The following is a 19,859-nucleotide window of genomic DNA, read 5'->3' as shown; positions in this document are numbered from 1 at the left end:
GCGTCACAACCGGCAGCCGGCCAGCAGCTCCGCCGCGCCGGCCCCCGCCGGCAGGGGCACGGTCCGGCCGGCCGGCGGACGCTCCCCGCGCCCGATCCACCCCTCCAGGGCGGTGAACGCCGAGCGGTGGCAGGGCACGAGCGGCCTCAGCCGGTCCGGGAACGCGTCCACCAGGGCGTCGGTGTGCGTACCGCCCTCGACCCGGTAGTAGCGGTGCAGCCCGCCGCGCCCCGCCTCCCGCACCATCCGGGCGTACACGTCCGAGTCCCGGGTGATGGGCAGCAGGACGTCCAGCGTGCCGTGCACGGTCATCAGCGGCTTGCCGATGCGGCCCGTCAGGGCGATGCGGTCCACCGCACCGCGCACCCGCTCGGGGCGGGCGGCCCAGTCGTAGTCGGCGTCGGCGCCCGGGTAGCCCGGATCAAGCTCCTCGCGGTAGATCCGCTGCGTCAGACCCCAGTAGTACGTGTGGTGGTACGGCCACAGGAACTCGGAACCGGCCGGGTAGCCGGCGGCGTGCATCGCCCTCCGGGCCGCGCCCGCGGCCGGGCCGCCGGCCGCGTACACCGGGTAATGGCGCAGGGCGGGAGGCAGGAAGGTGAACAGGTGCGGACCGTCGGCCCGCCACAGGGTGCCTTCCCAGTCCACCCCGCCGTCGTACAGCTCCGGATGGTTCTCCAGCTGCCAGCGCACCAGGTAGCCACCGTTGGACATCCCGGTCGCGAGGGTACGGGCCGGCGGCCGGTGGTAGCGCTGGGCCACCACCGCGCGGGCCGCCCGCGTCAGTTGCGTCAGCCGGGTGTTCCACTCGGCGATCGCGTCGCCGGGCCTGCGTCCGTCGCGCTGGAAGGACGTCCCCGTGTTGCCCTTGTCGGTGGCGGCGAACGCGTACCCCCGCGACAGCACCCAGTCGCCGATGGCCCGGTCGTTGGCGTACTGCTCACGGTTGCCGGGCGTCCCGGAGACGACCAGGCCGCCGTTCCACCGGTCGGGCAGCCGCAGGACGAACTGGGCGTCGTGCATCCAGCCGTGGTTGGTGTTGGTGGCCGACGTGTCGGGGAAGTACCCGTCGATCTGGACGCCCGGCACCCCGCTGGGCGTCGGCAGGTCCTTGGGGGTCAGGCCCGCCCAGTCCGCCGGGTCGGTGTGGCCCGACGCCACGGTCCCCGCGGTCGTCAGCTCGTCCAGGCACGACACCCGCTGGTGGGCGGCGCCCGGAACGCGCAGCGAGGCGGGGCAGCCGGACACCGTCCGCCCCCCGGGTGCGGCGGCCGTGGCGGCGGTCGCCGCGCCGGACGGCGCCGGCGGTTCCGGGGCGGGAACGCACCCGTCGTCGGCGAGCGTGAAGTGACCCGCGGGCGACTCCCTCAACGTATGGGTGATGAACGTGTTGTACAGCCCCATCGCCTGGTCGGAGCCCTTGGCGTACGTGTACCCGCCCCTCGCCGTCGCCCGACCCGCCCGCACGTGCCCGTAGTTGTCGTCCGTCCAGCAGGAGGCGGTCGAGCCGCCCGTGGTCCGGGCGGTCACGGGGGCGGACAGGGTGCCGGTCCTGCCGTCCCGGTCCCGGGCGGCCACCGCGTAGGTGTGGTCGGTGCCGGCCGCCAGGCCCGTGTCGGTGTAGGGGGGAGCGGCGGGCGCGGCGACCGGCGCACCGTCGCGGTACAGCGTGTAGCCGGTGGCGCCGTCGACGGCCGACCAGGTGAGGGTGATCGTCGACCCGGTCGCGCCGGTGACCGCCAGCCCGGACGGCGCCGGCGGCGTACCGGGTCCACCACCGGAGCCGTCCAGTCCGAAGAACCCCGCGATCCAGTGGCCGGAACAGATGGTGTCCGGGAAGTGGGTGCCTGCGACACCGCACTGCTCCGGCCCGGTGCCCGGGTCCACCGGGGTGCCGTGACCCATCCCCGGCACCTCGGCCACCTCGACGGCGACCGTTCCGTCGGGGGCCGCGTACTGCTCCCGCCGGGTGGCGTTCGGACCGATGACATCGGTCCGGGTGGGCGTCTGCGACAGGCCGTGGACGGCCGTCCACTGGTCGCGCAGCTCATCGGCATTGCGCGGCACCACCGTCGTGTCCCGGTCACCGTGCCAGATCGCCACCCTCGGCCACGGGCCCGCCCACGACGGGTGGGCGTCGCGCACACGCTGCGCCCACTGGGCCGGGGTCAGGTCCACACCCGGGTTCATACAGGTGTACGCGGCTGTCGTGTCCCGCGCGCAGTCGTGGGGCAACCCCGCGATCACCGCGCCGGAGGAGAACACGTCGGGGTAGGCGGCGAGCAGCGCGGACGTCATCGCGCCCCCGGCGGACAGGCCGGTCACATGGACCCGCCGCGCGTCCGCCCCATGGGCGGCCACCGCGTGCGCGACCATCTGGCGGATCGACGCGGCCTCCCCCTGCCCCCGGCGGCTGTCGGCCGGCCGGAACCAGTTGAAGCACTTGTTCGGGTTGTTCGCCGCCGTCTGCTCGGCGAGGACCAGCAGGAAGCCGTACCGGTCGGCGAGCCGCGAGAGCCCGGAGCCGTCCGCGTACACCTGTGCGTCCTGCGTACAGCCGTGCAGCGCGACCACCACGGGGGGCGCGGCGGGCAGCGACGGCGGCCGGTGGACGTACATGTGCAGCGCGCCCGGGTTCGCGCCGAACGAGGTGACCCGGGTCAGCCCCGGAGCGGGGTCGGCCGCGGCGGCGGGTACGGGCCCCGCGAGGGCGGCACCCAGCGCCAGGACCAGCACGGTCAGCGCGGCGACCAGCCGCCGCAGGACGGGGCCGGCGCCCGTGGGGGGCGTACGGCGGAGGGCGGGCGATGGCATGGGCGGCTCCTCGGGGACGTGCCGGGACATCGATCCCCGCACCGTAGGGCGCCCCGGATACCGCCCGGTATGTCCAGGCGCCCCACACTCCGCCGGGTCCGGGACCGAGCCGGGGGGATTGCGCCGCGCCCCGGATCCTGCTAGGGGGCCGCCCGGGACGGCCCGCGTGACGGGCTGCGCGCACCGTGCCCCGTCACGCCCCGTACACTCGTCCACCGCTGCCCGCAGCGGCGGTGAGCGACCAACAGACTGCTTCGGAAAGGTTCTTCGACATGGACTCCGCCGTGCGAGGCGACGCGCCGATCTACGACCGCCTCATAGAGGAGCGCGGCGACGTTCCCGCGGACGTGCGCCGCGTCGCCGAGGAGACGCTCAGGCAGCTGACGCGGGCGCTGGACTTCGGCGCCGTCGGCCGGCCGACCGGCTACCCGGGCATGGGTTTCCCGCCCGCCTCGATATGAGCGGGCGGGAGCCCCCGCCTCCGCGCGGGTGCGTCCCCTGCCACCTCCCGGGCCGCCGCCCCGGCGCCCGCGGCACCGGGCCACGCCGGCGCGTCAGGGCCGTTCGTCGATGAGCCCGCACACCCACGCCAGCGCGTCATGGACGCCGCGGACGTGGGCCGCGCCCTCGGCGCTCTGGGTCGGGTCCCCCAGCTGGACCACGGCCGCGTCCAGCTCGGCCGTGAGCAGATGGCTGGACGGTACGCGGCCGGTGCCGGCCGCTCCCGTCACGGGGGCTTCGGCGGCGCGCCCGAGCGCCCACTCGTAGGCCGCCACGGCGCCCAGCGAGAAGGGCGTCCGGAGACCGGGCGCGGCCGCCTTGTGCTCCAGCCGCTGGTACGCCGCCTCGACCTGGGCCCGGGGCTTGGTGCCGACGAGTACGTCCTGGTTGCGTTCGGAATCCACTGCCATACCGTACGTCTCACCGCAGCGGCCCGGGCGATGCCCCGAAAGGCGATTTATCTGCGGCGCGGCTCAGGGCAGGGTCCATTTCTGGTTGGGTCCGGTGTGGCAGGTCCACAGGTGCAGGCGGGTGCCGTCGTTCCAGGTGGCTCCTTCGGCGTCGAGGCATTTGCCGGAGCGGGGGTTGCGCAGGGTGCCGTCGGTGTGGGGCTGCCATTGCTGGGCGGTGGTGCCGTTGCAGGTCCAGAGCTGGACGGGGGTGCCGTCGGTGGTGGCGCCGCCGCTGACATCCAGGCATTTGCCGAGGGCGCGCAGGGTGCCGTCGCCGGGGAGGGTCCAGGTCTGGGCGGGGGTGGAGTTGCAGGTCCACAGCTGGGTGCGGGTTCCGTCGGCGGTCGCGCCGCCGGCGACGTCGGCGCACTTGCCGTTCACTCCCCTGACCGCACCCGTCCGCGGCACGGGGGGCGGGGTGGTCCCGGAGGTCTTGACGCGTACGTTGCGGAAGGACACCTGGTCGCCCTCACCGTGGTTCTGGAGGCCGACGTACCCCTGGGCGAGACTCCGTGCCGGGTCGGTGTTGGTGAAGTCGTTGATTTTGCGCCCGTTGAGGAAGACCTCCAGGCGCTCGCCCGTCACCCGGATCTCGTAGGTGTTCCACTCGCCGGGCGGGTTGAGCGCGGCGTCGCGGGCCGCCGCGTCCGCCGGCTTGAACCCGTACACCGCCCCCGTCGTGCGGTCGGCGGCGTCCGTGGCGTCGATCTGGATCTCGTACCCGTGGTCCACCGCCGACCACGGATCGTCGGAGGCCGGGAAGCCGACCAGGACGCCGGAGTTGTCGTCGCCGTCCATCCGCCAGTCCAGCTTCAGCGACCAGTCGCCGGTGAGCTCCCGGGCGGAGTACCACAGCATGCCCAGGCCGCCCTGCGAGGTCAGCGTGCCGTCGGCCGACGTGAACGACCCCGGCCCCGCCTGTTTCCAGCCGGCCGTGCCGGAACCGTCGTACAGCGGTACGTATCCCGTCTCGGGCCGGCAGTCGGCCTCCGTCATCCCGGCCGCCCACCGGACACCGCCGAGCAGGTGCCGGCGGAACGCGGGCTCCGTGTACGACTCGTCCGTGTGGCCGCCGCCTGTGTAGAAGGCGCGACCGCCCTGGTAGTCCTTGCACCAGGCGATCGGGTGGTCGCCCGACATCGTGCCGCCCGAGTACCCGGACTCGTCGAGCGAGGCGAGGACGTGCGCCGTGGAGCGCGGGTTGGAGCGGTAGTTGTACCACTCGTCGAACCGCTGCCAGGTCCGGCCGAGGTGCGCCGTGGCGTCGTGGGCCCGGTCCTCGACCTTCATGGTCGCGGTCTGGTTGTGCGGGTGGGAGTGGAACAGGGCGCCGGCGAGGCCGGCGTAGAAGGGCCAGTCGTACTCGGTGTCGGCAGCGGCGTGGACACCGACGTAGCCGCCACCGGCCCGGATGTACTGCTCGAAGGCGGTCTGCTGGACCGAGTTCAGTACGTCCCCCGTGGTGGAGAGGAAGACGACCGCCTCGTACTGCGCGAGGTTGCCGGGGGTGAAGGCCTGAGCGTCCTCCGTGGCGTCGACGGTGAAGCCGTGGGCGCCGCCCAGCTCGCGCAGCGCGGCCAGACCGTCGTCGATGGACGAGTGGCGGAAGCCCGCCGTCCTGGAGAAGGCCAGGATCCGGTACGCGGGGTCAGCCACGGCCGGGGCCGCCGCCGGAGCCGGGTCGCGCCCCGGCGGCGCGGCGGCGGGTGCGGTGGCGGGTGCGGCGGCCAGGCACAGGAGCGCGCCCGCGAGCAGGCAGCCGGCCTTGGTGAGGGTGGTGCGCATGGTTACGCCTCCTCTCCTGCTACGGCAGGGTCCATTTCTGGTTGGGTCCGGTGTGGCAGGTCCACAGGTGCAGGCGGGTGCCGTCGTTCCAGGTGGCTCCTTCGGCGTCGAGGCATTTGCCGGAGCGGGGGTTGCGCAGGGTGCCGTCGGTGTGGGGCTGCCATTGCTGGGCGGTGGTGCCGTTGCAGGTCCAGAGCTGGACGGGGGTGCCGTCGGTGGTGGCGCCGCCGCTGATGTCGAGGCATTTGCCGAGGGCGCGCAGGGTGCCGTCGCCGGGGAGGGTCCAGGTCTGGGCGGGGGTGGAGTTGCAGGTCCACAGCTGGGTGCGGGTTCCGTCGGCGGTCGCGCCGCCGGCGACGTCGGCGCACTTGCCGTTCACGCCCCCGACCGCACCCGTCCGCGGGCCGGTGCCGCCGGTGGTCAGGCGGAAGTCGTCGACGTCGAACAGCGAGCCGGCGCCCCCCTTGAAGACGAGGTGGAGCGTGGTCGTGCCGGCGGGGCGGTTCGTCAGCGCGGTGGAGACGTCCTGGAAGGTCTCCCAGCCGCCCGTCACCGGCACCGTCACCGTGCCCAGCAGGGTTCCGGTGGGTGAGCCGGCCCGTACCTCCAGGGTGCCGCCGGTGCCGCCGGAGGAGACGCGGGCGGTGAACCCGGTGGCGTCGTCGAGCGCGTAGGGGGTGAAGGAGATCCAGTCGCCGTTCTCGATGTGCCCGACCGTCCGTCCGCCGTGGGCGGGGGCGTGGGTGACGACCTGGACGCCGGACGAGCCGCCGTAGTGCTCGGCCTGCCGGTGGCTGGGCTGGCTGATGTTCTGGTCGTGCGTCGTCAGAGCGGGCTGGCCGTTCGCGCCCTTGTCGGTGTACTCCGCGTCCCAGACGCCGAAGATGTTCGCGTTGGGGTCGTGCTCGCCGTCCGCGATGGTCTGAACGGTGCCGGAGCAGCCGGTCGCGGAGGTCTGCGGGTGGCCGTGGCTGTCGTGGCCGATGATGAAGGTCACCTTCACCCGGGAGCAGTCGACCGTGCCGTCCTCCGGGTCGGTGACGGTGACCTTGAACGGGACGGCAGCGCCCGGGTCGATGATCCGGCCCTCGGCCGGCAGCTCCAGCCTCACGGTCGGCGCCGTGTTGCCGACGGTCACCTGGACGGAGGCGGTGGCGCTGCGGCCGGTGCCGTCCGAGACGGTGACGGTCGCGGTGTACTGCCCGTCGGCCGTGTACGTGTGGGAGGGGTTCGCGGCGGTGGAGGTCCCGCCGTCGCCGAACCTCCAGGCGTACGTCAGCGGGTCGCCGTCCGGGTCGGAGCTGCCCGCCGAGGAGAACGCCACGGCCAGCGGGGCCTGCCCCGAGGTGCGGTTCGCCGCGGCCTGGGCGACGGGGGAGCGGCCGGCGGTGACGTGCTCGATGCGGTAGAGGGCCGAGTTGGCGTCACCGTTGAAGTAGCCGGTGCCGTAGTCCAGGACGTACAGGGCCCCGTCCGGGCCGAAGGCCATGTCCATCACCTGGGTCCCGCTCCAGGGGAAGGCGTTGATGGACTGGACGGCGCCGTCCGTGCCCTGCGCGATGCGCTTGATCCACTTGCGGCCGAACTCGCCGGCGAAGAAGTTCCCGTCGTAGCCCTGCGGGAACTTGACGGACGACGTGGAGGCCGCGTCGTAGCGGTAGACCGGCCCTCCCATGGGCGACTCCGAGCCGCTGCCGAACTCGGGAACCGAACCGCCGTCGTACGGTATCCAGGCGGGCTGGGCCGGCGGCAGGTCGGTCAGGCCGGTGTTGCGGGGCGAGGTGTTCCGCGGAGCCGCGCAGCTGAACGCCGCACCGGTCGCGCCGGTGGCGAAGTCGTGGTCGACGTAGGCGTCGTTCTTCCCCGTGCAGTACGGCCAGCCGAAGTTGCCCGCCCTGGTGACGCGGTTGAACTCCACCTGGCCGGCCGGGCCCCTGGTGGGGCTCGCGGTGCCGGCGTCGGGGCCGTAGTCACCGACGTACACGATGCCCGTCGGCTTGTCGACGCTCATCCGGAAGGGGTTGCGGAAACCCATGGCGTAGATCTCCGGACGGGTCCGCGCGGTGCCGGGGGCGAAGAGGTTGCCGGAGGGGATGGAGTACGAGCCGTCCGCGCCGACCTTGATCCGCAGCACCTTGCCGCGCAGGTCGTTGGTGTTGCCCGCCGAACGCTGGGCGTCGTAGGCGGGGTTGCGGGAGGGCCGCTCGTCGATCGGCGTGTATCCGTCGGAGGCGAAGGGGTTGGAGTCGTCGCCGGTCGACAGGTACAGGTTGCCCTGCGCGTCGAAGTCGATGTCCCCGCCGACGTGGCAGCAGATCCCGCGCGAGGCGGGCACGTCGAGGATCTTCTTCTCGCTCGCGGTGTCGAGGGTGCCGTCCGTGCGCAGGACGAAGCGCGACAGGCGGTTCACGCCGTCGAAGGGGGCGAAGTCGGCGGCGGTGCCGTCGCCGGGGGCGTCCCCTGCCGGAGTGGTCAGCCGGGGCGCGTAGTACAGGTAGACGTGGCGGTTGGCGGTGAAGCCGGGGTCCACGCCGATGCCCTGGAGGCCTTCCTCGTCGTGCGCGTAGACGTCCAGTCTGCCCGACACCTTCGTGGTGCCCGCGGCGTCGGTGAGCCGCAGGGTGCCGTCGCGCGAGGTGTGCAGGACGGAGCGGTCGGGGAGGACCGCCATGGTCATCGGCTCGCCGGTCTCGGCCACGCCCTTGGCGAGGGTGACCTGCTGGAACTCCTCCGCCAAGGGGGCGGGGGCGGGTGCCGCGTTGGTGGCGGCGGGGTGGGCGGCGGAAGTGGCGGGCTCCGCGGTGGCGGTGGCGATGGCGGTGGCGGGGGCCGGAAAGCCGGCCGCGAGCGCCGCGGTGAGCAGGAGTGCGGCGGCGCCCCGGCGGGGCGGTCTCGGTCGTGTGCGCACAGGCGTCTCCCGGGACGGTGGGGGATCCCGGCGGTCCGGGGTGGGGACCGCGGGGGTGGACACGGGGGAGCACAGGCGCGCGCCGTCGCGCCGAAACTCGCCGGCCACGGCTCATGACCGGTGTGTTTCAAGGAAGTTAGCGGGCTTGGTCCGGTCGCGTAACCCCTTTCGCGGCGTCTTTCGCAACTTCTTCCTCGGTCGGGACAAAGAAGCGGCGGCCCGCCGGAAGGCGGACCGCCGCTGAAGGGTGCGAGCCGTGCGGGCCTAGAAGACGCTCACCCCGTAGGCGCTCAGCGCCTCGGTGACCGGCTGGAAGAACGTGGTGCCGCCGCTGGAGCAGTTGCCGCTGCCGCCGGAGGTCAGGCCGAGCGCGGTGCTGCCCGAGAACAGGGCGCCACCGCTGTCGCCGGGCTCGGCGCAGACGTTGGTCTGGATCATGCCGTAGACGACGTCGCCGTTGCCGTAGTTGACGGTGGCGTTGAGGCCGGTGACGGTGCCGCCGCGCAGGCCGGTGGTGCTGCCGCTGCGCTGGACCGACTGGCCGACGTAGGCGTTGCCCGCCGCCGTGATGTCGCGGTAGCTGCCGTTGTACAGGTACACCCGGCCGTCCGCCGCCGAGGCGTTGGAGTGGCGGATGATGCCGTAGTCGTTGTTCGGGAAGCTGGAGCCCGTGCGCGTGCCGAGCAGGGTCGTGTTGGAGGAGTTGGTGTACCAGGTGCTGCCGATGTTGGTGCAGTGACCGGCCGTCAGGGCGTAGTACGTGCTGCCGCTGCGGACGTTGAAGCCGAGCGAGCAGCGTCCGCCGCCCGCGTAGATGGCCTGGCCGCCCGCTATGAGCTTGTTGAACGTGCCCGGGGTGCGCTTGATCTCCAGGGCGCCGGCGCGGCTGCCCGCGGCCTCCTTGATGCGGGCCAGTTCGGCCGCCGACACGGTGGAGTCCGCGGTGACGACGAGCTTGCCGGTCTTGGTGTCCGTGTACCAGGCGGTGCCCGGCACGTCGGCGGTCAGGACGGCGTCGCTCGCCTGGGCCAGCTGGGCGGCGCTGGCCCGTCCGCCGTCGAGGGGAGCGGCGCCGGCGCTCGGGGCCGCAAGCGCGGAGGCGGTCAGGAGAGCGGCGGCGACGGCGGTCAGCCGCGCGCCTCTCGCGATACCGCCGAGGGGGGTGAAGCGCTTGAAGTTCACTGCATCCTCCGGTGGGGGATCCGTGGCCCGCTGGGTGGGCGGGCCCGACAGGGCGCCGGGAGACGGCACGTGACGGGTGGGTGACCGTCATGTGCCTGACAAGCGGCGCGGTAGGAATCCTGGGCTCCGGCCGGGTGCGTGGGCAAGATCGCCTTTTGGCCGCGCTACGCGCGTCCGTCCGGTGCGTGTCCGGGCGGGTGCCGCGGAGGGGCGGCTGGAGCGCGACGGGCCAGGGCACGGGCGGTCGCCCGGCGCGCCCCGGAGGGTGGCCGGCGGAGCCGGGTCCACGCCGTGCGAACGTTTGCTCGCCGTTCACCGGCTCGTCCGCAGGGCCGGCCGGTGTCCGGCGGGCCGGCGGGGCGAGGCAGCGGTCGCCGCGGGCCGTCGTATGGACCTTCGATGCTGTTCAGCGTTCAACGGCGGGGCGATGGGCGGTGATCCGGCCGGACGGAAGGAGTCCGTTTCGCCGGGCGGCGGGACGCCCGCTCGGCGGCGCGCGTTGCAGTGGCTCCCGCAATCAGGGCACGCGCGCGGGCGTGACGGAGCCCCCCGCCGGGGGCGGCCGGTCGCGCCGCCCCCGGCGGGGAGCCGGAACCGGACGCCGGGGGCGCCGGCGGCCCGCGCGGGCCTTCCTTATGCGTCGATCGCGCCTGTTCGCCCAGCGCGCGACCGTGTCCGAATACCGTCCCTCGGCCTGCGGGACGTCCGCCCGTAGGGCACGGCTCGTCGGTTCCCGCTTCTCCACGGCCGCCCTGCCGGATCGTACGAGCGGGTCGTGCTCGCGGGCCGCCGCCCTCCTCGTCGGCGTACCCGATCGGCGCCGGGCCGCCGGTCGGTGCGCGCACGGTGAGCCCACCGCGGTCCTCCCGCCCCCGCCACCGACCACCGGCACCGCTGCGGCCGCGCAGCCGTCATCCCCCCGGCGCCCTGCCGGCCACGGCCCGGACCGCCGCCCGGACCACTCTCCGGGACCGGGCGCGGGGCGGGGCGGCGGGGATCAGCAGGCCCAGTCCTTCTCCCGGTCGAGGCCGCCCTCGCGGGGCTGGGTGAACGAGAACCAGTTCCCCGAGTCGTCGCGGAAGATCGCTTCCGTGCCGTACGGGCGCTCCTGCGGCTCCTGGAGGAACTGCACGCCCCGCGCCCGGAGCCTCTCGTAGTCGCCGTGGATGTCGTCGGTGGCCAGCACCCCCGCACCCAGGACACCCTTCGCCACCAGCATCCGCATCGCCTCGGCGGACTCCGGGTCCATGGCGGGGGAGCCGGGCACCATGAGCGTCAGCTCCACCTCGGGCTGGTCCTTGGCGCCGACGGTCAGCCAGCGCATGCCGCCCTCGCCCATCGTCATGTCGGTCCGGACCTCGAGCCCCAGCTTCTCGGTGTAGAACTCCTTGGCCCGGTCCTGGTCCAGGACCCATACGGTGGAAATGGCGAGACCCTTGATCATGGCGTGCTCCTCGGTGGTCGGGCTTGCCCCGCCACCGTAGGCAGCGACCGCCTCAGCCCGCTTCTCCGGAATCGCGGTGCCCGGACCCGGCAGGCGCGTCCGGCGCGTCCGGCACGTCCGGCGTGGTCCGCTCGGCGGGCGTGGCCGGCGCGGTCGGCGCGTTCGGGAACCCGCCCGCCCACAGCATCGCGTAGCACCCGGGTATCAGCGCCGCCCCGCGCCCGACGTGCCGGGCGCGGTACTCGCTGGGCGAGAGCCCCGTCGCCCTCTTGAAGCGGGCCGAGAACGTGCCGAGGCTGGTGAAGCCGACCAGTGTGCAGATCTCCGTCACCGAGAGGTTCGCGGTGCGCAGCATCTCCTCCGCCCGCTCGATGCGCCGCCGCGACAGGTACCTGCCGGGCGTGTCGCCGTAGGCGGCCTTGAACACCCGGATGAAGTGATGGCGCGAGTACCCCGCGTGCGCGGCGACCGCGTCGAGGTCCAGCGGCTCCGCCCAGTCGCGGTCCATCGCGTCCTTGGCGAGCCGCAACTGCTTCAGATGGCCCGGGTCCGTCGTCACCCTCCCCATGCTGGCACGCGGCACCGACAACGCCGCCGGTCCGACTCCGGGGACGTACGGGGGTGTAAAGGGGCGGACCGCGAGGAAGTCGGGAGACACCAGCGAAGCCGGGTGAAGGAGAGACATGAACGACCGCGACCACAAGCCCGAGACCGCCGCGGAGGAAGTGCTCGACGAGTTCGAGGAGGCCGAGCTGCGGCTCGACGACGGGGGCCCGGACGAGCACGACAAGGAGGCGGCCGACACCCTGACACCCAGCAGGACCGGACAGGAGTCGGTGCAGAAGGACACCCCCCGCCGGGGCGGGTCCACCTCCTGACCTCGCCCCGCAACCCGGGCGCCCCCGCGTCCCACGGCGGCCCGCGTACGCAGCGGCTTCCGGGCCCCACGGCGGCCCCCCGCGTCGCCGCCTAGCCGGCCGACTGGGACGCGGCCGCCGCCGGGCGCAGGTCCGCCAGGCCCAGTTCGCGCGCCGGCCGGTCCGGCACCGCGATGCGGCTGCTCACGCTCAGGTCCGCCGCCACGTGCAGCAGCTCACCCGGCTCCATGAGCCGCCAGTGCGGGTTGTCGTCCATGCGCTCGCTGGCCACCACGACCGCCGGCGCACCGGTCAGCTCCGCGGAGTGGACGCGCATCCGGCCTCCCGCCCCGCTGTGGTCGAGGTGCCGGTCGCCGTGGTGGCCGCCGGCCGGACGCTGAAGGACGTACAGCCGGTGGGTGTCCGGGTAGCGCAGGGCCCACAGCTCTTCGTGGGTGACCACGATCAGGTTGAGGGCGTAGAGGGGCAGGTTCCGGGCGACCCAGCGGGCGGCGTGCCCGATCCCGGCGGCGACGTCGCCCCCTTGGGCCCGCACGCTCCTGGTGATCAGCGCGAAGAACCGTTCCGAGTCGGTGTCCCCGGCCACCAGCGCCCGGTCCTCGCCCAGCTCCGCGTCGATCGCCTCCGGCTCCTCGATGACCCCGTTGTGGGCGAACAGCCGCCCCTCCTGGAGGAACGGGTGGGTGTTGCGGGCCTCCAGCGCGCCGGTCGACGCGAACCGCACATGGGCGAGGAACGTGGCGGAGCGCACGTGCCGCGCCTCCTGCGCGAAGGCACGGTCCCGGTACGCGGCGACGGGTGCCTTGTCGACACGCGGTGTCCCGTCGTCGTCGAAGAAGCCGAGGCCCGTGCCGTCCGGGTCCCGCCGGCTCTGGTCCTGGAGGCTGTCGGGGGCGTCCAGCAGCCAGAACGTGGCGTGCGTACGCCGCGGGGCGCTGCTCAGGCCGAACAGTCGGCACATACGGGGCTCCTCTCCTGCTGACCGGACCGCCGCTCAGTGGCGGCCCGGCCGCCGCGGCTCCTTGGTCTCGGCTCCGTGGGCGAAGCCCCCGGCGTCGTCGGCGTCCCGCTGCGGACCCGGCTGGTGCTCCAGCCGCGCCAGCACGCGGCGCAGGTCGTCCAGGAGCAGGTCCGCCAGGTCGTGCCCGAAGCCGTTGCGCACGACGACGCGCAGCACTTCGAGGTCGTCGCGGTTCTCGGGGAAGGTGTAGGCGGGCACGAGCCAGCCGCGCTCCCGCAGCGCCGCGGACACGTCGTACACGCTGTACGCGTCGACGCCGTCCCGGAGCCGGAACGCGAAGACCGGGGCCTCACTGCCGTCGGTGAGCAGCTCGAACGGCCCCAGCTCGGCGATCCGCGCCGCCAGCCGCGTCGCGACGTCCCGGCACGTCTGCTGGACCCGGCGGTAGCCGTCGAAGCCGAGCCGCAGGAAGGTGTAGTACTGCGCGACAACCTGCGCGCCCGGCCGGGAGAAGTTCAGCGCGAAGGTGGGCATGGCGCCGCCCAGGTAGTTGACGTGGAAGACGAGGTCGTCCGGGAGCGCCTCGGCGTCGCGCCACAGCGCCCAGCCGACCCCGGGCATGACCAGCCCGTACTTGTGCCCGGACGTGTTGATGGACGCCACCCGCCGGACCCGGAAGTCCCACTCCAGGCCGGGGTCGACGAACGGCGCGATCATGGCGCCGGAGGCACCGTCCACATGGATCGGTACGTCGAGTCCCGTCCGCGCCTGGAGGTCGTCGAGCGCGGCCGCGATGCCGGCGACGGGTTCGTAGCTGCCGTCGAACGTCGAGCCGAGGACGGCGACGACCCCGATGGTGTTCTCGTCGCACAGCTCGACGGCGGTGTCCGGGGTCAGGTGGTACCGGTCGCCCTCCATGGGGACGTAGCGGGGCTCCACCTCGAAGTAGTCGGCGAACTTCTCCCAGCAGATCTGCACGTTGATGCCCATCACCAGGTTGGGCCGGTCCACCGGCTTCCCCGCCGCCCTGCGGCGGTGCTGCCACCGCCGCTTCAGCGCCAGCCCGGCCAGCATCGAAGCCTCGCTCGACCCGGTCGTCGAGCAGCCCACCGCCCGTTCGGGGTCCTCGGCGTGCCAGAGGCGGGCCAGCATGTGCACGCATCGCGTCTCCAGCTCCGCCGTCTGCGGATACTCGTCCTTGTCGATCATGTTCTTGTCGGCGCACTCGGCCATCAGGCGCTGTGCCTGCGGCTCCGCCCAGGTGCTGACGAAGGTGGCCAGGTTGAGCCTGGCGTTGCCGTCGAGCATCAGCTCGTCGTGGACCAGCTGGTAGGCGGTGTCCGGATCCATCGGCCCGTCGGGCAGGGCGTGGCGCGGAACGGAGACGGGCTCCCGGCTGAAGAGGGGGTTGAGCTGGAGGTCGCGGCTGCGCCGCGTGTCGTGCCGTGACCGGCTCGCAGGGTTCAGGGGCATCGCTCGACGTCCTTCCACACGGATCGGCCCGTGCCTCCATGCGCCTTTCCCCGCCCTCCGGCGCGCGGCCCGCCGGCCGGCCCCATCCCCCCGGAATGGCCCAACGCGGACGGGCCCGGGCGGGACCGGCCACGGGCGCGCGCCCACACCCCGTCCCGCCCGTCCCGCCCGCGCCCGGCCCACGCCCCGCCCGAGCCGGGCCGGACCGGGGCGCCGGCCTACTTCAGGTACGGTCCGGCGGTGTCGATCCTGCCGGTGCCGCCCAGGACGTACACCCGCAGGTTGCCCTTGCCCGGGGCCGCCACGGTCAGCCGGCCGTCGCCGACGACCCGGGTGTCACCGGTGACGGCATCGGTGTAGGTGCCGTTGGGGATGCCCGTGAACGTGGCGCCGTGGGTGACCGTGACCAGGGCGAAGCTGTCGGTGGACCCACTGGTGTACCGCCGTTTGAAGGCCATCTCGCCGGTGATCCCCTCCGTCGAGTACTGGCCCGTCTGCAGGGCGGGAACGGCCCGGCGGATGAGGTTGAGCCGCTGCACGTGGGCGACCAGCGGCTGCGCCAGGGTGGTGGCGACGGCTCCGGTGGCCGAGTCGACCCGGGAGAAGCCGGACGCCGTCACCTCGCCCGCCAGGTGGTCGCCGTAGTAGGCGCGTCCGGTGGACGCCAGCGGACAGGCCGGGCCGCAGTCGATCCTCCTGCCGGCCCGGAACTCGATCTCCGAGCCGTAGTACAGCGTCGGGATGCCGCGGAACGTCCACATCAGCGACATGTTCTCGGCCCAGGCGGCGGTGCCGCCCGCATAGCGCTCACTGCTCTTGTCGGGGCCGTAGTCGTGGCTGTCGACGTAGACGACGTTGTACGTGGCGTCGTGGTAACTGTCGTCGGAGTCCTTGCCGTTGTGGAAGGCGTTGCGGGCGTCGCCGAAGTTCATGTGCATGCGCATGTCGATGACGTGCATGCCGGAGAACCGGCTGCCGTCGGGGGTGCGGTAGCGGTTGCCGTCGAGGAAGGCGTTGGTGGAGGTGGGCTGTCCGGCGGGGCCCCAGGTGTAGGTGGTCCGCTCCTCCAGGCCGGTGTCGGAGTGGACGGTGGAGCCGACGTCGGTGACGACCGTGCCCCTGGACCCTCCGGTGCGGGTGACCTGGTAGCCGGTGACCCCCTCTCCGGTGCCGGCGGGTACCGGCTCCGGAAGCGCGTACGGAAATGTGTGGAACTTCTTGCGGCGCACGGAAGTTACCCCCTCCCGGCGCCGCCGTAAAGGGATGCGGCACCGACCGGCACACCGCCGGGACCGGCCGCGAGTCCCGTCGCACCGGCCGTCGCACCGGCCGCGGGCGCACCGACCCTCGGCGAACCGGCCTACTTCGTCGTCCACTTCACGACTCCCTCGACGCCCAGCACGCCGGGTAGCCTCCGCCCCACCGCCGGGACCGTCGAACCGGCGGAGAGGCCGTGCACACCGTGTGAGCACCTGCGGCGCCGCCGGCCCCCCGAGCGTGGGCCAAAACGTTCTGTTCCGTACCCGGCCGGACACCCAACGCGACGGCAGCGGCCTCAATGAGCCACCGTACGTAACAGGTTCGGCCCGGACCGGTGCGCCGCACCCGTCCGTGCCGGTACGGTCCGCCCGTGGACGACTCCGAGTTGACCAAGGGCACCGACACCTGCGCACCGCCCGACCGGTTCGTGCGACTCCGGCTCGCCGCCTACGACGCGGCCGCCGACGCCGGCATCTCCTGGGCCCTGAAGGCACAGCGGCCGCGCCGCGCCGAAGTGCGGATCGCGCGGGAACTGCACCAGGACATCCAGGCGGCCCGGGCCGCCTGGAGCACCCCCGAACCCCCCGGCGAACACTGGCCGCAGCTCGTGCGAAGACTGCACAGCCTGCTGCACATCAGCCACCTGATACCGGCGCTGCTGGAGACCAGCGGCACCCAGGACCTCGACGCGGACCTGGTCCAGGCACTGCGCACGGCCGCCGTCATGTGCGGCGGCTTCGACCGGCCGCTGACCGACCTCGAGAACGCGCTCCGCGACGCCCCGCACGGCGACGGCGACCACGGACGCACCGCCCCCGACCCCGACCTCCTGGCCGTGGCGTCCCGGCACGCCCTGACCGCCTTGCTCCTGCTGGACAAACAGCTCCTGGCGAAGATCGCCGGCTGCGGCAGCAGGCACTAGGCGGACCGCCTCCCGGCCCGGCGACCGGCCCGGCGCAGGAGACGCCGCGACGACCGGCGCAGGAACCGGCGCACCTCCCGCACCAGCCGGTACCGCTCGTGGAGGTGCGCCGGCCTCCCGGCGGCCCCGAGCGGTACCTGCGGCATCAGGTAGCGCATGCCGCCGCTCTCCAGGACGCAGAAGGGGACGCCGCCCATCTCGCGGGGCCGGCTGACCGTGATGCCGAACGGCCGCGGCGGGTCGCCCGGCAGTTCCGCCTCCACCGTGCCGCCCGGCCGGTCGCCGGGCCCGTGCGCGACGACCTTGCCGTCCACCAGGACTTCGAACGCACCCGCCCGTCCCAGGAACTGGACGGTGACGGAGTGCCCGTCCTGGTCGACGTGGTAACGGTGACCGAGGGCCATGACGCGCCTCCCGGGCCGGAGGAGACACCGCACCACCAGGGTACGCACCCCGGCTCACGTCCAGAGGGCCTCCGCCACGGCCGCACCGGCGAAGACCGCCCCGAGCCCGGCGCCCACGCTGCCGGCCACGTTCAGCACCGCGTACAACGAGGCACCGCCCTCCAGCAGGCGCAGCGTCTCGTAGGAGAACGTCGAGTACGTCGTGAGGGCCCCGCACAGCCCCGTGCCCAGCAGCAGCTGGAGCCCCGGCGACCCGGCCCCCGCCGTCGCCGCGCCCGCGAGCAGGCCCAGCACCAGGCACCCCGCCACATTGACCGTGAAGGTGCCCCACGGGAACACCGAGTCGTGCCGCGCCTGCACGGCCCGGTCGGTCAGGTACCGCAACGGCGCCCCGACCGCCGCCCCCACGGCGACCCACAGCCAGTTCACCGCGCCCGCTCCCCACCGTCGTACCGGACGGCCTCGCAGGGGTCGAGCACCACCAGCCCGTCGCCGAGCAGGTCGTCGAGGAGCGGCAGGAACGCCCGCACCCGCTCCTCGGTGTCCACGACGACGACCGCCATGGGCAGGTCCTCGCTCAGCGACAGCAGCCGCGCGGTGTGGACCAGGGACGACCCGCCGAAGCCCTCGCAGCCCCGGAAGGCGGAGGCACCGGCGAGCCCGGCCTCATGGGCACGGTGCACGATCTCGCTGTACACCGGCCGGTGCCGCCACATGTCGTTCTCACCGACGAAGACCGTCATGCGCAGCGCCGGCGCGCCGCCCTCCGGTCCGCTCATGTCCGCCTCCACACCAGTACGCGGCGCGTCAGCCACGCCGCCGTGCCCACCGCCGCCAGCGCCGCCGACGGGGTGAGGAAGAGATACGCCAGCCCGGCCGCCACCCGGTCGCCCTCGACGAGCCGCCGGACGTCCAGCGCGTACGCCGAGAACGTGGTGAAGCCGCCGAGCACCCCCGTGCCGAGGAACGGGCGCACCAGCCGGTGGGCCGACCGGACCCGGCCGACCACCACCATGAGCACACCGATCAGCGCGCACCCGACGGTGTTGACGCCCAGCGTCGTCCACGGGAAACCGTCCGCGGGGGTCGGCCACACCAGCGACGCGCCGTAGCGTGCCGAGGCGCCCGCGGCCCCGCCCAGGGCCACCACCGCGACCACCGGCGCCTGCGCCCGCCACGCCGTCATCAACGTCCATTCCCACCGGCCGGGGCAGCCCCGGGTCGACCACGGCCGTCAGCGTAACGCGCCCCTCAGCGCCCGATGCCGTCCAGGGGCCGGAGGTCCGCGTCGGTCAGCGCCCGCCCGGCGCTCTGCGGCTCCGGGCTGCCGGTGTTGCCGTACGACTGCGTCGAGAAGTTGCCGTTCTGGGTGTGCACCTCGCGGTCGCCCACCGCGGAGGCGACGGGGGACGAGGCACCGAGAACGGCCGCGGCGACACCGGCGGCGGCGAGAACCTGCTTGATCATGGGGTCGTGTCCTTATCGTCGTAGCGACCGGGGGTCCGGACTGCCCAACGGTCGCGCGGCGACGGACGTATGCCGCATTCACCCGTTTGCCGGGAGGGCCGTCAGCGGCCCACCGGCCGGAAGTACCGCTCCAGCGCCCAGGCCGCCACCCGCTGCCCGATGGCGTTGCCGACGGTGTCGGCGGTCCGCGTGTGGATGCCTCCCCAGACGCGGGCGTTCACCACGTCCCGGTTGTACTCGTGGGCGTGGCGGTAGTGCCGGGTCGCGCCGGTGCTCTTCGTCGACAGGAACAGGTCGATGCGGGAGGTGCCGAAGAGGCCGGTGAGCGTGCGCGTCAGCGCGCCGCCGGTGGTCGCGTGCCCGCTCAGGTAGTCCGGGTGCGGAGGTGTGGGCAGCAGCGGCTCCCAGTCCGGATCGGCCCGGGTGCCGGGGTTGCCGTCCCGGTCGGCCTCCCGGAGGGCCGTGACCGGCCGCCAGGTGCCGTAGTGCAGTTTGGCGTCCCAGGCGGTGATCACCGCGTCCAGCTGGGCGGTGTTGGCGGCCGCGTACAGCCGGGCCGTGTCCGCGATGTCGAACCGGTGACGGGCCGCGTGGTCGCCCAGCGCCTTCTGGATCTCCACGTTGGTGAAGTACCGCGCGGTCTCCGTCTGCCACGGGGTGCGCACGGACCCCTCCTTGGCGCCGAACGCCCGCACCTCCGCCAGGTCCCTCGCGTACCGGACGGAGGTGCGGGGCGGCGGGGCGGGGGGCCGGAAGTGGTGGGGGGAGTCGATCAGCATCGGACGCAGCCGCCCCAGCCAGGCGGTGGTGAACGCCTGGTGGTCGGGGGGCGTGGGCCGCCACACCCCGGGCGCCGGGCGGGCCGGGAAAGGCACCCGCGCGCCGCGGCCGTCCCCGGCGCGCAGCGCCAGCAGGTGGTCGGCGGCGCGCTCGCCGAACGCGACGCCCTCGTCCTCGGCCCGCCCGTCCGGCACCCGCGCCAGGCTGGCGGCGTACTTCGCGCGCAGCCGGGGCGCGGCCGCCGGGAAGGAGAGCCGCAGCAGCCGGTGCGCCGCTGCCGCCGCGGCGGCCTCCGAGGACGCCGTACGGGGTGCGCGGGCGCTCCAGCGGTAGGGCTCGTACCGCCCCTCGATGCCGACGACCGCGTTGTACACGGCCGTCGACACCAGCGCGTGCCACACCATCTCCTCCGGAATGGTCACCCCGCCCTCCTCGTCGACCGTCCCGGTGACGGCGCCCATCCACTCGGTGACCATCGCGCCCGACACGGCGTCGGAGGACCCGCCCCGGCCGGCGTGGACCGGCGGAGCCGCCGCCACCAGGGCGGCCAGCCCGGTCGCGGCCGCGACCCCCGCTGCCGCCCGTTTGACCGACCGTCCCGCTCTCCTGCGTCGCACAGCAAGCTCCT

At 73.9% G+C, this 19,859-nt stretch carries 18 protein-coding genes and 2 pseudogenes; 3 read left to right on the top strand and 17 right to left on the bottom strand.

Going from position 1 to position 19,859, the window contains the following annotated elements; all coding sequences use genetic code 11:
* Positions 1 to 3 precede the first annotated feature (3 nt).
* Complete coding sequence (locus tag A4V12_RS38930) at positions 4 to 1,404, bottom strand: tannase/feruloyl esterase family alpha/beta hydrolase (RefSeq protein WP_423563708.1); 1,401 nt, start codon at positions 1,402 to 1,404, stop codon at positions 4 to 6.
* Between the two features lie 474 nt (positions 1,405 to 1,878).
* Positions 1,879 to 2,814, bottom strand: a pseudogene (locus tag A4V12_RS39990) (extracellular catalytic domain type 1 short-chain-length polyhydroxyalkanoate depolymerase); the annotation flags it as partial.
* 272 nt (positions 2,815 to 3,086) lie between these two features.
* On the opposite strand from A4V12_RS39990, the gene A4V12_RS19325 reads away from it, so the two are divergent.
* Complete coding sequence (locus A4V12_RS19325; RefSeq protein ID WP_064070613.1) at positions 3,087 to 3,275, top strand: hypothetical protein; 189 nt, start codon at positions 3,087 to 3,089, stop codon at positions 3,273 to 3,275.
* A 93-nt stretch (positions 3,276 to 3,368) separates the two neighbouring features.
* Here A4V12_RS19325 and A4V12_RS19320 read toward each other — a convergent pair whose 3' ends face one another.
* From A4V12_RS19320 to A4V12_RS19295, 6 genes are all read right to left on the bottom strand, one after another.
* The gene (locus tag A4V12_RS19320) at positions 3,369 to 3,719 is read right to left on the bottom strand and encodes a hypothetical protein (protein ID WP_234372243.1); all 351 of its coding nucleotides are present in this window, start codon (positions 3,717 to 3,719) and stop codon (positions 3,369 to 3,371) included.
* Between the two features lie 69 nt (positions 3,720 to 3,788).
* A complete protein-coding gene (locus A4V12_RS19315) occupies positions 3,789 to 5,552 on the bottom strand; it encodes a ThuA domain-containing protein (protein WP_064070611.1) in 1,764 nt (587 codons plus the stop codon).
* 19 nt (positions 5,553 to 5,571) lie between these two features.
* Positions 5,572 to 8,460, bottom strand: a complete 2,889-nt coding sequence (locus tag A4V12_RS19310) for a PQQ-dependent sugar dehydrogenase (protein WP_064070610.1) — start codon at positions 8,458 to 8,460, stop codon at positions 5,572 to 5,574.
* Positions 8,461 to 8,724: 264 nt separating this feature from the next.
* Entirely contained in the window at positions 8,725 to 9,642 is a 918-nt protein-coding gene (locus tag A4V12_RS19305; RefSeq protein WP_064070609.1) for a S1 family peptidase, read from the bottom strand.
* 997 nt (positions 9,643 to 10,639) lie between these two features.
* Positions 10,640 to 11,086, bottom strand: coding sequence for a VOC family protein (locus A4V12_RS19300; protein WP_064070608.1), 447 nt, complete (start codon positions 11,084 to 11,086; stop codon positions 10,640 to 10,642).
* Positions 11,087 to 11,138: 52 nt separating this feature from the next.
* Positions 11,139 to 11,654: a helix-turn-helix transcriptional regulator gene (locus A4V12_RS19295; RefSeq protein WP_064070922.1), complete on the bottom strand. Its 516-nt coding sequence runs from the start codon at positions 11,652 to 11,654 to the stop codon at positions 11,139 to 11,141.
* Positions 11,655 to 11,769: 115 nt separating this feature from the next.
* On the opposite strand from A4V12_RS19295, the gene A4V12_RS19290 reads away from it, so the two are divergent.
* Positions 11,770 to 11,964, top strand: coding sequence for a hypothetical protein (locus A4V12_RS19290; protein WP_064070607.1), 195 nt, complete (start codon positions 11,770 to 11,772; stop codon positions 11,962 to 11,964).
* Positions 11,965 to 12,055: 91 nt separating this feature from the next.
* Here the strand turns inward: A4V12_RS19290 and A4V12_RS19285 are convergent, their stop codons facing one another.
* From A4V12_RS19285 to A4V12_RS19275, 3 genes and pseudogenes are all read right to left on the bottom strand, one after another.
* Positions 12,056 to 12,925 (bottom strand): class II glutamine amidotransferase, encoded by an 870-nt coding sequence (locus tag A4V12_RS19285; protein WP_064070606.1) that lies wholly within the window; start codon positions 12,923 to 12,925, stop codon positions 12,056 to 12,058.
* A 33-nt stretch (positions 12,926 to 12,958) separates the two neighbouring features.
* Complete coding sequence (locus A4V12_RS19280; protein ID WP_064070605.1) at positions 12,959 to 14,398, bottom strand: glutamate decarboxylase; 1,440 nt, start codon at positions 14,396 to 14,398, stop codon at positions 12,959 to 12,961.
* Positions 14,399 to 14,616: 218 nt separating this feature from the next.
* Positions 14,617 to 15,441 (bottom strand): annotated as a pseudogene (locus tag A4V12_RS19275) (alpha-amylase); the annotation flags it as partial.
* 587 nt (positions 15,442 to 16,028) lie between these two features.
* On the opposite strand from A4V12_RS19275, the gene A4V12_RS19270 reads away from it, so the two are divergent.
* Positions 16,029 to 16,580 carry a hypothetical protein gene (locus A4V12_RS19270; protein ID WP_159028899.1) on the top strand — a complete coding sequence of 184 codons (552 nt, stop codon included), beginning with the start codon at positions 16,029 to 16,031 and terminating at the stop codon, positions 16,578 to 16,580.
* Here the strand turns inward: A4V12_RS19270 and A4V12_RS19265 are convergent.
* The 6 genes from A4V12_RS19265 to A4V12_RS19240 form a co-directional block, all read right to left on the bottom strand.
* Positions 16,577 to 16,984, bottom strand: coding sequence for a hypothetical protein (locus A4V12_RS19265; RefSeq protein ID WP_064070602.1), 408 nt, complete (start codon positions 16,982 to 16,984; stop codon positions 16,577 to 16,579). The two genes, A4V12_RS19270 and A4V12_RS19265, sit on opposite strands and share 4 nt — an antisense overlap.
* Positions 16,985 to 17,038: 54 nt before the next feature.
* Positions 17,039 to 17,413, bottom strand: a complete 375-nt coding sequence (gene crcB, locus A4V12_RS19260) for a fluoride efflux transporter CrcB (protein WP_064070601.1) — start codon at positions 17,411 to 17,413, stop codon at positions 17,039 to 17,041.
* Positions 17,410 to 17,763: a DUF190 domain-containing protein gene (locus A4V12_RS19255; RefSeq protein WP_064070600.1), complete on the bottom strand. Its 354-nt coding sequence runs from the start codon at positions 17,761 to 17,763 to the stop codon at positions 17,410 to 17,412. The genes crcB and A4V12_RS19255 overlap by 4 nt, the downstream gene beginning before the upstream one ends.
* Positions 17,760 to 18,170, bottom strand: a complete 411-nt coding sequence (locus A4V12_RS19250; RefSeq protein ID WP_064070599.1) for a fluoride efflux transporter FluC — start codon at positions 18,168 to 18,170, stop codon at positions 17,760 to 17,762. The genes A4V12_RS19255 and A4V12_RS19250 overlap by 4 nt, the downstream gene beginning before the upstream one ends.
* 65 nt (positions 18,171 to 18,235) lie before the next feature.
* Complete coding sequence (locus A4V12_RS19245) at positions 18,236 to 18,451, bottom strand: hypothetical protein (protein WP_064070598.1); 216 nt, start codon at positions 18,449 to 18,451, stop codon at positions 18,236 to 18,238.
* A 101-nt stretch (positions 18,452 to 18,552) separates the two neighbouring features.
* The gene (locus A4V12_RS19240; RefSeq protein ID WP_064070597.1) at positions 18,553 to 19,848 is read right to left on the bottom strand and encodes a vanadium-dependent haloperoxidase; all 1,296 of its coding nucleotides are present in this window, start codon (positions 19,846 to 19,848) and stop codon (positions 18,553 to 18,555) included.
* Positions 19,849 to 19,859: the final 11 nt, after the last annotated feature.

It is taken from the genome of Streptomyces noursei, assembly GCF_001646665.1.
Lineage (GTDB): Bacteria > Actinomycetota > Actinomycetes > Streptomycetales > Streptomycetaceae > Streptomyces > Streptomyces lavendulocolor.
Note: the sequence above shows the minus strand (reverse complement) of the source record. Positions and strands in the feature narration are given on the sequence as shown.